The sequence below is a fragment of the Arhodomonas sp. SL1 genome, assembly GCF_052060015.1.
Classification (GTDB): Bacteria; Pseudomonadota; Gammaproteobacteria; order Nitrococcales; family Nitrococcaceae; genus Arhodomonas.
Genome location: NZ_JBPODZ010000006.1, coordinates 81,493 through 95,545, shown reverse-complemented (window position 1 = coordinate 95,545; position 14,053 = coordinate 81,493). Strand labels below are relative to the sequence as shown.

10 protein-coding genes and 1 tRNA gene are annotated in these 14,053 nt (G+C 66.5%); all 11 read right to left on the bottom strand.

Annotated features, from left to right (window positions below):
- Positions 1-47: 47 nt before the first annotated feature.
- Positions 48-2,159, bottom strand: a complete 2,112-nt coding sequence (gene pnp / locus ACQ754_RS10300; RefSeq protein WP_440996940.1) for a polyribonucleotide nucleotidyltransferase — start codon at positions 2,157-2,159, stop codon at positions 48-50.
- 34 nt (positions 2,160-2,193) lie between these two features.
- Positions 2,194-2,463, bottom strand: a complete 270-nt coding sequence (rpsO, locus tag ACQ754_RS10295; RefSeq protein ID WP_440996939.1) for a 30S ribosomal protein S15 — start codon at positions 2,461-2,463, stop codon at positions 2,194-2,196.
- Between the two features lie 87 nt (positions 2,464-2,550).
- Entirely contained in the window at positions 2,551-3,474 is a 924-nt protein-coding gene (truB, locus tag ACQ754_RS10290) for a tRNA pseudouridine(55) synthase TruB (RefSeq protein WP_440996938.1), read from the bottom strand.
- 4 nt (positions 3,475-3,478) lie between these two features.
- A complete protein-coding gene (gene rbfA / locus ACQ754_RS10285) occupies positions 3,479-3,862 on the bottom strand; it encodes a 30S ribosome-binding factor RbfA (protein ID WP_440996937.1) in 384 nt (127 codons plus the stop codon).
- Between the two features lie 23 nt (positions 3,863-3,885).
- Entirely contained in the window at positions 3,886-6,567 is a 2,682-nt protein-coding gene (gene infB, locus ACQ754_RS10280) for a translation initiation factor IF-2 (RefSeq protein WP_440996936.1), read from the bottom strand.
- A gap of 83 nt (positions 6,568-6,650) precedes the next feature.
- Complete coding sequence (nusA, locus tag ACQ754_RS10275; RefSeq protein ID WP_440996935.1) at positions 6,651-8,153, bottom strand: transcription termination factor NusA; 1,503 nt, start codon at positions 8,151-8,153, stop codon at positions 6,651-6,653.
- A gap of 13 nt (positions 8,154-8,166) precedes the next feature.
- A complete protein-coding gene (gene rimP, locus ACQ754_RS10270; RefSeq protein WP_440996934.1) occupies positions 8,167-8,628 on the bottom strand; it encodes a ribosome maturation factor RimP in 462 nt (153 codons plus the stop codon).
- Between the two features lie 131 nt (positions 8,629-8,759).
- A tRNA-Met gene (locus ACQ754_RS10265) sits at positions 8,760-8,836 on the bottom strand.
- Between the two features lie 127 nt (positions 8,837-8,963).
- Positions 8,964-10,406: an NADH-quinone oxidoreductase subunit NuoN gene (gene nuoN / locus ACQ754_RS10260; protein ID WP_440996933.1), complete on the bottom strand. Its 1,443-nt coding sequence runs from the start codon at positions 10,404-10,406 to the stop codon at positions 8,964-8,966.
- A gap of 52 nt (positions 10,407-10,458) precedes the next feature.
- Entirely contained in the window at positions 10,459-11,973 is a 1,515-nt protein-coding gene (locus tag ACQ754_RS10255) for an NADH-quinone oxidoreductase subunit M (protein ID WP_440996932.1), read from the bottom strand.
- Positions 11,974-12,036: 63 nt separating this feature from the next.
- Positions 12,037-14,052, bottom strand: a complete 2,016-nt coding sequence (gene nuoL / locus ACQ754_RS10250) for an NADH-quinone oxidoreductase subunit L (RefSeq protein ID WP_440996931.1) — start codon at positions 14,050-14,052, stop codon at positions 12,037-12,039.
- Position 14,053: the final 1 nt, after the last annotated feature.

Here is a 14,053-nt window from a genome sequence, read left to right as displayed (position 1 = left end):
AAGAGGCCCCTTTTATCCGCCATCGGCGCGGAGACGCAGACACCGGATCAGGCGTCGGCGTTCTCCTCCTCCACCGCCTTGATGCTCAGGCGGATGCGCCCCTGGCGGTCCACCTCCAGCACCTTCACGCGGACCACCTGGCCCTCGGAGAGCTCATCAGTGACGCTCTCCACCCGGCGGTTGGAGATCTGGGAGATATGTACCAGCCCGTCGCGTCCGGGGAGGATGTTGACGAAGGCGCCGAAGTCCATCAGCTTGATCACCCGACCCTCATAGATCCGCCCCACCTCCACGTCGGCGGTGAGCAGCTCGATACGCCGCCTCGCCTCGTTGGCCGCTGCAGCGTCCGTGGAGGCCACGGTGATGACACCGTCGTCGGAGATATCGATATTGGTCCCGGTCTCCTCGGTGAGCTGGCGGATGGTGCTCCCGCCCTTGCCGATCACGTCACGGATCTTCTCGGGATCGATGCGCAGGGTCAGCAGCCGCGGCGCATGCTCGGACATCTCCTGACGTGGCTCGGCGATCACCTTGTTCATTTCCTCGAGGATGTGCAGACGCCCGCTGCGCGCCTGCTCAAGGGCCCGCTCCATGATCTCGCGGGTGATGCCGTTGATCTTGATGTCCATCTGCAGCGCGGTCACGCCGTCCTCGCTGCCCGCCACCTTGAAGTCCATGTCGCCAAGGTGGTCCTCATCACCGAGGATATCGGTGAGCACCGCGAAGTCATCGCCCTCCTTGATCAGGCCCATGGCGATGCCCGCCACCGGCGCCTTCACCGGCACGCCGGCGTCCATCAGGGAGAGACTGGTCCCGCACACCGTGGCCATGGAGCTGGAGCCGTTGGACTCGGTGATCTCCGAGACCACGCGGATCACGTAGGGGCACTCCTCGCTGGAGGGCATAACGGCCTGGATGCCGCGTTTGGCGAGCTTGCCGTGGCCGATCTCGCGGCGCTTGGGCCCGCCCATGAATCCGGCCTCGCCGACACAGTAGGGGGGGAAGTTGTAATGGAGCATGAACGGCTCCTTGCGCTCCCCCTCGATGGCGTCGATCACCTGCGCGTCGCGCCCCGTGCCCAGGGTAGTGATCACCATGGCCTGGGTCTCGCCGCGGGTGAACAGCGCCGAGCCGTGGGTACGCGGCAGCGAGCCCACCTCGATGGTCAACGGCCGGACCGTGTGGTTGTCCCGCCCGTCAATACGCGGCTCGCCACGGAGGATGCGCCCACGGACAATGTCCTTCTCCAGGGACTTGAAGGCGTCGCCCACCGCCCGCTCGCTCCAACCCTCCGGATTATCCTCGCTGGCCGCGAACTCTTCCATGACCCGCTCGCGCACCCGGTCGACGGCGCCCTGGCGCTCCTGCTTGTCCACCACCTGGTAGGCCTCGGCGAGCTCGCCACCCACACGATCCTGGAGCCGGGAGATCAGTGCTGTGTCCTTCTCCGGCGGCTGCCAATCCCAACGCGGCTTGCCCGCCTCTGCCGCCAGCTCATTGATGGCCCGGATCGCCACCTGCATCTGCTCGTGGCCGTAGAGCACGGCGTCGAGCATGGTCTGCTCGGGGAGGCGATTGGCCTCGGACTCCACCATCAGCACCGCCTGCTCGGTGCCCGCCATCACCAGGTCCAGATCCGACTCAGCGGTCTGGGAGAAGGTGGGGTTGAGCAGGAACTCGCCGTCCAGATAGCCCACCCGGGCGGCACCGATGGGCCCCTCAAAGGGGATACCGGAGACCGCCAGGGCCGCCGAGGTGCCGATCAGCGCCGGGATGTCGGCATCGACTTCCGGATTCATCGAGATGACCGTCGCGATGACCTGCACCTCGCTGGTGAACCCTTCCGGGAACAGCGGTCGAATGGGACGGTCGATGAGGCGGCAGACCAGGGTCTCCTTCTCCGACGGTCGGCCCTCACGCTTGAAAAACCCACCCGGGATCTTGCCGGCGGCGTAGGTTCGCTCCTGGTAGTTCACCGTGAGCGGGAGAAACGCACGGGGCTCACCCTGGTCGGGCTTTCCCACTACGGTGACGAGCACCACCGTATCGGACATGTTGACGAGCACCGCGCCCCCCGCCTGCCGGGCGATGCGTCCGGTCTCGAGGGTCACGGTATGCTCGCCGTACTGGAACGTCTTCTGGACGGGAGTTGGAATCACAGGCCTATCCATCTTCGGGTCGGATTATTCCGGCTTACTTGCGTAGGCCGAGGCGTTGGACAACCGTCTGATAACGGGAACGGTCCTTGCGCTTGAGGTAGTCCAGGAGCTTACGGCGCTGGCTGACCAGCTTGAGCAGGCCGCGCCGGGAATGGTGGTCCTGTTTATGGCTCTGGAAATGCTGGGTCAGGTGCTGGATGCGTGCGGTCAGCAGCGCCACCTGCACCTCGGGCGAGCCGGTATCACCGTCGCTGCGCGCGAAGTCCTTGACGATTTCCTGTTTCTGCTCGGCAGTGAGAGACATCAAATGCTCCTGGTTATCTCGATGTTCCCGAAAGATTGCGTATTCTAGCGCCGCCGTGGTACGGGGAACAACCGAAGTGCTGGCGGTTCAGCCCGCCCGCCGCGCGATCAGCCGTTTGGGCGCGATCCGCCCGTCCTCCAGCACCACCCCCATACCAATGAAGCCCTCATCGGCAAATAGCCGGACCCACCCGGAGGCCGGGGCCTGGGGCACCCACACGGGTTGGCCCTGGCGCACGTAGAAGGCGAGGTCTCGCCCCAGGCGGACATCCGGCCAGGCCTCGAGCGCCTCCTCCATGGGGCGCAGCAGGCCCTCGGCCGCCTGCGGCCCGCCCTCTTCCACGGCGGCCTCCATGGTATCCATGCTCACCAGCGCGCCTACATCACGGAAAGGACCGAGGGCTGTGCGGCGCAGGGCACTGACGTGGGCCCCCGGTCCCAGTGCGTCACCGATATCGGCGATCAGCGTGCGTACGTAGGTGCCCTTGCTGCAGGCCACCTCGAATGTCGCCTCCTCCCCGGCCACGTCCACGACGGTGAGCTCATGGATGGTGACCTCGCGGGGCTGACGCTCCACCTCGGTACCCTCGCGGGCGAGATCGTACAGGCGCCGACCCTGCTGCTTGAGTGCCGAGTACATGGGTGGCACCTGCTCGATGTCCCCCTGAAAGCGCGGCAGCACTGCCTCCAGGGCCTCTGCTGTCAGCTCGGAGACCGGGCGGGTCTCGATCACCGCCCCCTCGGCATCACCGGTATCCGTGACCGCACCGAAACGCGCGGTCACCCGATAGCGCTTGTCGGCGTCCAGCAGGAAGCCGCTGACCTTAGTGGCCTCGCCGAAGCACAGCGGCAGCATGCCCGTGGCCAGTGGGTCCAGGCTGCCGGTGTGCCCGGCCTTGCGGGCATCCAGCAACCGCCGTACCCGCTGCAAGGCCTGGTTGGAGGTTACCCCGCGGGGCTTGTCCAGCAGGAGGATGCCGTCGACATTGCGTCCCCTTCGCCTACGGCCCATGCACTCAGCCCCGTCGATCCTGATCGTCGTCCGGATCGTCCGGCGCGACCTCATCGATGAGACGGGACAGACGAGCGCCGCGGTCAAAGGTCTCGTCGTAGCGGAACTCCAGCGCCGGCACCTGGCGCAGGCGCACGCGCCGCGCCAGCTGGCTGCGCAGGAAGCCGGCGGCATGATTCAGCGCCTCCACCGCATCGGCGGAATCCTCCGCGCCCGCCCCGAGCACCGTGACCATCACCTTGGCATGGGCGAAGTCCCGGCTGACCTGCACCTCGGAGACGGTTACCGACCCCACCCGCGGGTCACGCACCTCGTCGCGGATGAGCTCAGCGAGCTCGCGCTGGATCTGCTCGCCGACACGACGGGCCCGGGAGAACTCACGCGCCATGGGGGACACCCCCGCGCGGACGCTCACAGCTCACGCTGGATCTCCACGCGCTCATAGCACTCGATCTGGTCGCCGATCTTGACGTCATTGTAGTTCTTCACACCGATACCGCACTCGGTGCCCGCCCGGACTTCGTTGACATCGTCCTTGTGACGGCGCAGCGACTCCAGCGCCCCCTCGAAGATGACCACGTTGTCGCGAAGCACGCGGATGGGGTTGCTGCGCCGGACCACCCCTTCCTCGACCAGGCAGCCCGCGATCTGCCCCAGCTTGGAAGAGCGGAACACGTCCTTGACCAGCGCGACGCCGATGATCTCCTCGCGGATCTCCGGCTCCAGCATGCCGCTGATGGCGTTGCGGAGCTGGTCGATGGCGTCGTAGATGATGCTGTAGTAGTGCAGCTCGACCTGGTTCTCCTCGGCGAGCTTGCGTGCCTTGCCGTCGGCACGGACATTGAAGCCAATGAGCAGCGCCTCCGAGGCCAACGCCAGGTTGACGTCGCCCTCGTTGATGGCGCCGACACCGCTGGAGACCACCTTGATCTTGACCTCGTCGCTGGAGAGGTTCTGCAGCGACTGGGTGAGCGCCTCCACCGAGCCCTGGACGTCGCCCTTAATCACCAGGTTGACGGTCTTGACCTCGCCCTCGCCCATCTGCGAGAAGAGCTCGTCCATCTTCGCGGCCTTCTGGGCCTGCAGCCGCTTCTCCCGGCTCTTCTCCTGACGGCTCTCGGCGATCTCCCGGGCCTTGCGCTCGTCCTCGAGGACAAAGACCTCGTCACCGGCCTCCGGCAACCCGGAGAGCCCGAGGACCACCACCGGGGTCGAGGGGCCCGCCTCGTCCACCCGTTGGCCGGCCTCGTTGAGCAGCGCGCGCGCGCGTCCGTACTCGGTTCCGGAGAGGATGACGTCGCCGGTGTGGAGGATCCCGTTGCGCACCAGCACCGTCGCCAGCGGGCCACGGCCCTTATCCAGGCTGGACTCGATGACCACCCCGTTGGCCGCGCAGTCCTCCACCGCGGTGAGCTCGAGGAGCTCCGCCTGCAGCAGCAGGGCCTCGAGCAGCGCGTCGATGCCCTCACCGGTGATCGCGGAGACATTGACGAACTGTGTCTCGCCGCCCCACTCCTCCGGGATCACCTCGAACTGGGTCAGCTCCTGGCGTACCCGGTCCGGGTCCGCGCCGGGCTTGTCGATCTTGTTCACCGCCACCACCACCGGTACCCCGGCGGCGCGGGCGTGCTTAATCGCCTCCTCGGTCTGCGGCATGACGCCGTCATCGGCGGAGACCACCAGGATGACCAGGTCGGTGACCTGGGCACCGCGGGCACGCATGGCAGTGAACGCCTCATGGCCGGGGGTGTCGAGGAAGGTCAGCATCCCCTGATCGGTGGTCACGTGATAGGCACCGATGTGCTGAGTGATGCCGCCGGCCTCGCCGGACGCCACCTTGGTGCGCCGGATGTGATCGAGCAGCGAGGTCTTGCCGTGGTCAACATGGCCCATGATGGTGACCACCGGGGCCCGCGGCACCCGCTTGCCCTCCGGCTCCTCCACCTGGGCGAGGATCTCTTCCTCGGCGGCATTCTCCTTGACGATCTTCGGCTTGTGGCCCATTTCCTCGACCAGGATCACAGCGGTCTCCTGGTCGATGACCTGGTTGATCGTCGCCATTACGCCCTGCTTCATCATCTCCTTGATGAGATCCGCGGCCTTGACGCTCATCCGCTGGGCGAGATCCCCCACCGTGATGCTCTCGGGGATCTCCACCTCCCGGACCACCGGCTGGGTGGGCCGCTCGAAGCCATGCTGCAGCTGTTCGGCGGCGGCACCGCCGACCCGTCGGCCGCCCTTCCGGCCCCGACCGGCCGGGGCCCGGGTCTCGGCACCCTTCTTGCGTGCCTTGCCCTTGCCCTTGGCCGCCTTCCGTGCGGCACGCTCCTCGGCCTCGCGCTCACGCTTGGCTTCGGTCTCGAGGCGCTTGCGCTCCTTTTCCTCCTCGATCTCCTTGCGCCGCTGGGCCTCGGATTCGGCCTGGGATTCCGCTTCGGCGGCCTCGGCTTCCTCCTCGGAAATCACCTCGGCCTCAGGCTCCCGGGCCTCGGACTCCTCGCCTCGGGTTTCCCCGGCCCCGGTTTCCTCGACCGCCTCGGCCTCCGAAGGCTTCTCCTGCTCGGCCACGGCCTCCCGAGCCTCCTCAGGCCCGCCACCCGCCGCGCCCGCCTCCGCCGTGGCAGCGGCCGCGTCCTGCCGGGGCTCCGCCTCGCCGGGTGTCCCGACCGGCGCAGACTCTTCCGGTTTCTCCAGGGCGCTCTCCAGGGCCTGCTCCAAGGCCCGGAGCTCGCGCTCGTGCTGTTCGGCCTCGACGACGCTGCGCTTGACGTAGGTCCGCTTCTTACGCACCTCCACATTCACCGTCCGGCCGCCGGTGCTGCCACGGGTGCCGCGGCCGCCGGCTCCGCCGGGCAGGCGAATCTGGCTGTGGCTCTTGCGCTTGAGCGTGATCTGGCGCGGCCCCGAATCATCCTCGTCCGCGCCACCTCCGGACGCCTTGCGCAGGTATCCGGACAGCGCCGTCATGTCCTCACGGGTAAGCGTCGACCCGGGGCCGCGCCCCTCGACACCTGCCTCTTTGAGCTGGGCCAACAGGCGGTCCACGGAAACGCCGGCCTCTTCCGCGAAATCCTTGATCGTCGTATTCGCCATAAACTATTAACCTCCCACCTGTTGCCGAGCGCCCCGTCCGCCCCCTTGGGGCGTTCGCCACCTGCACGCCGTGTACTGCACCCTCAGGCCTCGTCACCCTCGTGCTCGGCGAACCAGGGCTCGCGCGCCTTCATGATCAGCGCCGCGGCACGCTCCCGGTCAATGCCCTCGACCTCTAGCAGGTCGTCGACGGACTGCTCGGCCAGGTCGTCCATCGTCGCGATGCCGTGGCGCGCAAGCGCCTCGGCCAGCGTCTCGTCCATTCCGTCCATGCCGAGGAGATCCTCGGCGGGGATCGCCGTCCCGGGGGTCCCCTCCTGCGCCTCGCGCTCGGCGAGCACCTCGCGGGCCCGCCCGCGCAGGGCCTCCACGACTTCCTCGTCAAAGCCCTCGATCTCGAGCAGCTCGGTGGCCGGCACATAGGCCACCTCCTCCAGGCTGGAGAAGCCCTCCTCGACCAATACCGCCGCCACCTCCTCGTCGACGTTCAACTCATCGACGAACATCTGCAGCAGCTCCGCGGTCTCCTGCTCGCTCTTCTCCCGCGCCTCGTCGGCCGTCATCACGTTGAGCTCCCAGCCGGTAAGCTGACTGGCCAACCGTACATTCTGCCCGCCCCGGCCGATGGCCTGGGAGAGCTGATCCTCGCCCACGGCGATATCCATGCTGTGGCGGTCCTCGTCGACAACGATGGACTCGACCTCCGCCGGCGCCATGGCGTTGATCACAAACTGTGCGGGGTTTTCGTCCCAGAGGATGATGTCCACCCGCTCGCCGGCGAGCTCGTTGGAGACCGCCTGAACCCGGGAGCCACGCATGCCGACACAGGCACCCACCGGATCGATCCGCGGGTCCAGTGCCTGCACCGCGATCTTGGCCCGCGCCCCCGGGTCCCGGGCGGCACCGCGCAGGGCGAGCAAATCCTGGCCGATCTCGGGAACCTCGAGCCGGAAGAGCTCGAGAAGGAACTCCGGGGCCGTCCGCGACACGAACAACTGCGGACCGCGGCCCTCCTCGCTGACCTCGCGGAGATAGCCGCGCAGCCGGTCGCCGGGACGTACCGCCTCCCGCGGGATCATTTCCTCGCGGGGGATGAACGCCTCGGCGTTGCCGCCGAGATCGAGGAAGACGTTGCCGCGCTCCACGCGCTTTACGATGCCGGTGATCAGCTCGCCCTGGCGCTCCCGGTAGGCCTCCACGACCTTGGCCCGCTCGGCCTCGCGCACCTTCTGCACGATCACCTGCTTGGCCGTCTGTGCCGCGATGCGCCCGAACTCCTCGGCCTCCATCGGCTCCTCGATATACGCGCCCGGCTCCACCTGCGGCTCACGCTCACGAGCCTGCTCCAGGGTCAGCTCCCGTTCCGGCTCCTCCACGGAATCCTCGTCCGGCACCACCAGCCAGCGCCGATAGGCGCTGTACTCGCCGGTGTTGCGGTCGACGCTGACGCGCACGTCCCATTCGCCGCCGTGGCGCTTGCGCGTCGCCGAGGCCAGCGCCGCTTCGATCGCCTCGAAGATGACCCCCTTGTCGACCCCCTTCTCATTAGAGATCGCGTCGACAACCAACAGGATTTCTTTGCTCATCGATTACTCCAGCTCACCGGCCCTCGGGCTCCAGCTCGAGATTGGCGCGCTCAATCACCTCGAGGGGCACCAATGCCTCCTCGCCGTTTTCATCGACCACGACGCAGTCGTCACGCAGACCGCGCAACCAGCCCCGGAACTTGCGCCGGCCCTCGTGGCGGCCGCGCACCCGGAGACGGACCCGTTCGCCGACAAACCGCTCGTAGTCCGCCACCTTGAAGATGGGGCGATCCAGCCCCGGTGACGAGATCTCCAGGTTATATTCCCCGGGGATGGGATCCTCGACGTCGAGGACACCGCTGACCTGATGACTGACCGCCTCGCAGTCCTCCAGGCCGACGCCGTCGGCGGCGTCGATGTAGATCCGCAGCACCGCCCCCCGGCCGCTGCCCTGGAACTCCACACCGACGAACTCGTAGCCCATCGACTCCACCACCGGGGCGAGGATCCCGATCAGTTGCTCCGTCGCTGCCATCGCCGCCGTTTCGTCTCCACAAACAAAAAATGGGCCCCTACCGGCCCATTCTTCGAAAATCCGCCATGCGACAGCCCTCTTACGGGGGCCACCTACAAAAAAAGGCCGCAAGCGGCCTTTTCGAAGATGCCTGGTAGCGGGGGCAGGATTTGAACCTGCGACCTTCGGGTTATGAGCCCGACGAGCTGCCAGACTGCTCCACCCCGCATCTGACAAACGCCATTATAGGCGGGCGGGACCGTTTCCTGCAAGCCCTTGTGAGGCTGCCGGCCGACTGCGCGGCCCCGCTGGGAGCCCGTAATGATACCGACTCCGGCCCCCGATGCAACCCCCCTTTAGCCACCGAGGGCGGTACGGCAGACCGCGAACAGCCAACCCGGGAAGATCCCCAGGGCCAGCACCGCCAAGCCGTTGAGCCCGCAGACCCAGCGCACCGTGGCGGAGGCCGGTATCGCCTCCGTGTTCCCCTCCAGCCGATCGAAGTAGACCGCCTTGAGCACCCGCAGGTAGTAGAACGCACTGATCACCGCGAACAGCACGGCGACCACCGCAAGCCAGACGTGGCCGGCATCGATCACCGCTTTCAGCACCGCGTACTTGGCGTAGAAGCCCACGGTCCCGGGCACCCCGGTCATGGAGAACATCACCACCAACATCACCAGCGCCATGCCGGTACTGCGTTCGTTCAACCCGCGAAGGTCATCGATGGCATCGGCCTCGTGGCCACGGCGGGAGAGCACCACGATCATGCCGAACGCCGCGGCGGCCATGAGCGAGTAGCTGATGGCGTAGAAGAGTGCCGCCGAATAGCCCTCGTCGGTGCCGGCGATGAAGCCGAGGAACAGGAAGCCGATATGCGCGATGGTGGAATAGCCCAGCAGGCGCTTGAAATTATCCTGCACCAGGGCGAACAGCGAACCGATCACCAGGGACGCGACGGCGATGATCATCGCCATCACGTGCCAATCGCCGTGCAGTGCCCCGAGCCCCTCACCAATCAGGCGCAGGAACAGCGGCACCGCCGCCACCTTGGAGACGGTGCCGATGAACAACGTGGTCGGCGTGGCCGCGCCCTGGTAAACGTCCGGGACCCACATGTGGAAAGGCACCGCGCCGAACTTGAAGGCCACGCCCACCAACGCGAAGGTCAACCCGAAGGCCAGCAGGATATCCCCCGAGCCGGCCGCCGCCGCGGCCTCCGCGATGGCCGAGAGCTCGAGGCTGCCGGCGCCACCGTAGATCATGGACATCCCGTAGAGCAGCATCCCCGAGGACAGCGCCCCGAGGACGAAGTACTTCATCGCCGCCTCGGAGGCGATCCGGCTGTCCCGGTCAAAGGCCACCATCGCATACAGCGACAGCGACATCAGCTCCAGGCCCAGATACAGGGTCAGCATGTTGGCCGCCGAGGACATCACGAACCCGCCGAGCACCGCGAACAGCCCGATCAGATAGAACTCGCCGCGCAGGAGATTGCGCTGGCGCAGGTAATCGCGACTGTAGGCATAGGCGAGGAACGCGAAGCCGGCGATGCTCACCTTCAGCACGGCCGCCAGGCTGTCCGCGACATAGGTGCCGTTGAAGTCCACCACGTCCAGGCCCCACTGCGCCTGGATGGCTAGCCACATCGCGCCCAACAGGGCCACCTGACTGAGATAGAAGGCGGCGGCGCTCTCCCGGCCCGGCGAGAACAGATCCACCACCAGCACCAGGCAGATCATCGCCAGCAGCCAGATCTCCGGGATCGCCAGCGCGAAATTCGGCATCACAAACGACATATTTGACCTCGACCCTGTTCCTCTGGATGCGTCCCGCTTTCCCCGCGGACCACTACCGCGCCGCCATAACTTGATCGGCAACCGCCGCCAGCGACGGCTCCATGACCTCCACCAGCGGCTGCGGCCAGACACCGAGCCCCAGGACCACCAGCGCAAGCACGCCGAGAACGAAGAACTCCCGCCGGTTGATGTCCGACAGCGCGGCCACGCCCTCGCTGGCCACCTCGCCGTAGACCACGCGCTTGATCATCCACAGGGTATAGGCCGCTGCCAGGACGAGGGTGGTCGCGGCCAGGAAGGCGAACCAGAAGTCCGCCTGGAAGGCCGCCAGGATCACCATGAACTCACCGACAAACCCCGAAGTGCCCGGCAGGCCGGCATTGGCCATGGCGAAGAGGACGAAAAAGCCCGCGAACACCGGCATGCGGTTGGCCACGCCACCGTAGTCGCTGATCAGCCGGCTATGCATACGGTCGTAGAGCACGCCGACGCACAGGAACAGCGCCGCCGAGACAAAGCCGTGGGAGATCATTTGCACCGCCGCGCCCTCCAGCGACAGCAACACCCCCGGGGCGTCGGCACCGGCATTGGCGGCGATGCGGAAGATCACGAAGAAGCCGAGGGTCACAAAGCCCATGTGGGCAATGGAGGAATAGGCGATGAGCTTCTTCATGTCCTGCTGCGCGATGGCCACCAGGCCGATATAGACCACCGCGATCAGCGACAGCGCGATCATCAGCCAGTCCAGCTGCACGCTCGCCATCGGCGTGATCGGGAGGCTGAAGCGCAGGAAACCGTAGCCGCCGATCTTGAGCATGATCGCCGCGAGGATCACGGAGCCCCCGGTGGGCGCCTCGACGTGGGCATCGGGCAACCAGGTATGCACCGGCCACATCGGCACCTTCACCGCGAAGGCAGCCAGGAAGGCAAGGAAGATCAGCACCTGGATCTCCGGGGCCAGCGGCAGGCCGTGGAAATCCAGGATAGCGAAGCTGTCTGCCTGGTAGCGCAGATACAGCAGCGCCACCAGCATCAACACCGAGCCGAGGAAGGTGTACAGGAAGAACTTCAGCGTGGCGTAGATTCGGTTGGGCCCGCCCCAGATCCCGATGATGAGGAACATGGGGATGAGCATGGCCTCCCAGAACACATAGAAGAGCACCGCGTCCAGGGCGCTGAACACCCCGACCATGACGCCCTCCATCACCAGGAAGGCACTGAGGTATTGCTGCGGCTTGTAGCGGATCACCTCCCAGCCGGCGACCACCACCAGCACCATGGAGAAGGTGGTGAGCAGGATCAGCGGCATGGAGATCCCGTCGATACCGAGGTAGTACTCGATGCCGAAGGTCGCGATCCAGGGCGCGCGTTCGACGAACTGCATCGCCGCCGTGCCCGTCTCGAACCCCGTCCACAGGGTGAGGCTCAGCAGGAAGACCACGACGCTTATCCCGAGCGCGAGCCGGCGCGTAAGCTCGGGCGCACGCTCCCCCGTCATCAGCACCGCGATCCCGCCGAGGATGGGTATCCAGATCAGGAGGCTAAGCACAGGCCAACCTTGAAACATTCGCTCGTTCCTTGCCGTCGTTGTATCGAGATGCGCCGCGGCGCCCCGCCCGCCGCGCAGGCGTCAGGCGAACCAGCCCCGCCAGCTGCCCACCAGCCAGGTCAGCAGGATCAGCAGGCCGATGATCATCGCGAAGGCGTAGTGGTAGAGATAACCGGACTGGAGGCCCCGGATTGCCGCCGCCACCCGGCCGATCAGGCGCGCGCTGCCGTTGACCACGACGCCGTCGATGACGCCGACGTCACCGCCGCGCCACAGGGCCTGGCCGAGGCCACGGCCGGCGCCACCGAATCCGTCGATCCACAGAGCGTCAAATCCGTATTTGTGTTCCAGCACCCAGCGCGCCGGGGCCAGACGGGCGGCGATCCCGGGCATGAGGTCGGGGCGCCGGATATACAGGAACCAGGCCACGAGCACACCGGCCACCGTCAGCCAGAACGCCGGATTGACCAGGGCGTGGATGCCGAACGCCAGTGGACCGTGCCACAGCTCCTGGCCCATATGGGCGAGCACATCGTTCGCCGGGGCCACGTAAATGGCATCCCCGAAATAACCGCCGAACAACACCGCACCGGTGGTAAACAACCCGAGCAGCACCGACGGGATCGCCAACAGGACCAGGGGCACCGTCACCACCCGCGGGGACTCCTGCACATGCGCGCGGGTATGCTCGTCCATTCGCTCACGGCCATGGAAGACCAGGAAAAACAGTCGGAATGAATACAGTGCCGTGACGAAGACGCCGAGGAGCACACACCAGTATGCGAAGCCGGCGCCGACACGACCCTCGCCCGCCGCCAGATGCACCGCTTCGATGATGGCGTCCTTCGAATAGTAGCCGGAGAAGAACGGCGTGCCGATCAGCGCCAGGGTACCCAGCAACATCGTCCAGTAGGTCACCGGCATATAGCGCCGCAATCCCCCCATCTCGCGCATGTCCTGCTTGTGGTGCAGGGCAATGATCACCGAGCCGGCACCGAGGAACAGCAGCGCCTTGAAGAAGGCGTGGGTGGTGAGATGGAAGATCCCCGCGGCATAGGCCGACGCGCCGAGGCCGACGAACATGTAGCCGAGCTGCGATAGCGTCGAGTACGCGATCACCCGCTTTATGTCGTTCTGCACCAGCCCGACCAGGCCCATGAACAGGGCGGTAACCGCGCCGAGGACGAGGACGAGGGAGAGCGCGGCCTCCGAGAGCTCGTAGATGGGCGACATCCGCGCCACCATGAAGATGCCGGCTGTGACCATGGTAGCGGCGTGGATCAGCGCCGAGATCGGGGTCGGGCCCTCCATGGAATCGGGAAGCCACACGTGCAGCGGCACCTGGGCGGACTTGCCCATGGCGCCGATGAACAGGAGCACCGCAACCACGGTGGCCGCCAGTGCCTCAGCACCGAACAGTGTCACCGCCGCATCCGCCTGCTCCGCGGCGGCGGCGAAGACCTCCACGTAATCCAGACTGCCGTAGTACAGGAACACCGCGGCGATCCCCAGGAGGAAGCCGAAATCACCCACGCGGTTGACCAGGAACGCCTTGAGGTTGGCGAACACGGCGGTGGGACGGTTGAGCCAGAAGCCGATCAGGAGGTAGGAGACCAGGCCCACCGCCTCCCAGCCGAAGAACAGCTGCATGAAGTTGTTCGCCATCACCAGCATCAGCATGGAGAAGGTGAACAGGTTGATGTAGCTGAAAAAGCGCTGATAGCTGGCGGCGCCGGCGCCACTACCGGAAGGCCAGTTGTGCTCGTCATCCGCCATGTAACCGATGGTGTAGATATGCACCATCAGCGACACGAAGGTGACCACCACCATCATCAGCGCGGTCAGCCGGTCCACCAGGAACCCGACCTCAATGCTCAGCCCGCCGACGGCGGCCCACGTGTACACGGCGTCATTGAACGGCTGCACCCAGCCGAGGAGCAGGCCGAAGAAGGTCGCGAACGACAGCACACAGGAGAGGGCCACCGCGGTGATGGCGACGCGGTGGGCGCCCACCCGGCCGAGGCGTCGCCCGAACAGCCCCGCGATCGCCGCCCCGATCAGCGGTGCCAGAACGATGGCTAGATATACCGTCTCCATT

Coding starts and splice junctions, on each gene's coding strand:
- rpsO (WP_440996939.1), bottom strand. CDS start 2,463: ATGTCTCTCACTGCCGAGCAGAAACAGGAAATCGTCAAGGACTTCGCG.
- truB (WP_440996938.1), bottom strand. CDS start 3,474: ATGGGCCGTAGGCGAAGGGGACGCAATGTCGACGGCATCCTCCTGCTG.
- rbfA (WP_440996937.1), bottom strand. CDS start 3,862: ATGGCGCGTGAGTTCTCCCGGGCCCGTCGTGTCGGCGAGCAGATCCAG.
- infB (WP_440996936.1), bottom strand. CDS start 6,567: ATGGCGAATACGACGATCAAGGATTTCGCGGAAGAGGCCGGCGTTTCC.
- nusA (WP_440996935.1), bottom strand. CDS start 8,153: ATGAGCAAAGAAATCCTGTTGGTTGTCGACGCGATCTCTAATGAGAAG.
- rimP (WP_440996934.1), bottom strand. CDS start 8,628: ATGGCAGCGACGGAGCAACTGATCGGGATCCTCGCCCCGGTGGTGGAG.
- nuoN (WP_440996933.1), bottom strand. CDS start 10,406: ATGTCGTTTGTGATGCCGAATTTCGCGCTGGCGATCCCGGAGATCTGG.
- ACQ754_RS10255 (WP_440996932.1), bottom strand. CDS start 11,973: ATGTTTCAAGGTTGGCCTGTGCTTAGCCTCCTGATCTGGATACCCATC.
- nuoL (WP_440996931.1), bottom strand. CDS start 14,052: ATGGAGACGGTATATCTAGCCATCGTTCTGGCACCGCTGATCGGGGCG.